This is a genomic window from Mangrovibacterium lignilyticum (genome assembly GCF_010882175.1).
In the GTDB taxonomy this organism is placed as follows: domain Bacteria; phylum Bacteroidota; class Bacteroidia; order Bacteroidales; family Prolixibacteraceae; genus Mangrovibacterium; species Mangrovibacterium lignilyticum.
Genome location: NZ_WKLH01000006.1, coordinates 1 through 763 on the forward strand (window position 1 = coordinate 1; position 763 = coordinate 763).

Below are 763 nucleotides of genomic sequence, written 5' to 3' on the forward strand. Positions count from 1 at the left end.
AGTCATCCAATGCAGGTGAATCGACATAACCGATCACGATGTCGCCTTCGGCTGTACAGTTGTCTGTTGCTGTTGCCATACCGGATTCGCCGTCGAACTCACAGTCTACGATCATATCCTCTGGACAGCTGATAACCGGTGCTTCGTCATCTTTAACTGTGATCATCTGCTCACAGCTGGATGAATTACCGGCGCAGTCGGTTGCGGTCCATGTGCGGGTGATCATGCCCAGTCCGCAGTCATCCAATGCAGGTGAATCGACATAACCAATCACGATGTCGCCTTCGGCTGTACAGTTATCGGTGGCTGTTGCCATACCTGATTCGCCGTCGAACTCACAGTCCACGATCATATCCTCTGGACAGCTTATTACCGGTGCTTCGTCATCTTTAACTGTGATCATCTGCTCACAGCTGGATGAGTTACCGGCACAGTCGGTTGCGGTCCATGTGCGGGTAATCATACCCAGGCCGCAGTCATCCAATGCAGGTGAATCGACATAACCGATCACGATGTCGCCTTCGGCGGTACAGTTGTCTGTTGCTGTTGCCATACCGGATTCGCCGTCGAACTCACAGTCTACGATCAGATCGGCTGGACAGCTGATTACTGGTGCTTCGTCATCTTTAACTGTGATCATCTGCTCACAGCTGGATGAGTTGCCGGCACAGTCGGTTGCGGTCCACGTACGGGTAATCATGCCCAGTCCGCAGTCATCCAAATCGGATGAATCTACATAACCAATCACGATGTCGCCTTCGGC

Annotated in this window: 1 protein-coding gene; it reads right to left on the bottom strand. The window is 52.3% G+C overall.

The window, feature by feature from the left end:
- A partial coding sequence (locus tag GJV22_RS20085) for an HYR-like domain-containing protein (protein ID WP_205461979.1) occupies nucleotides 1-763 on the bottom strand: 763 nt, incomplete at both ends.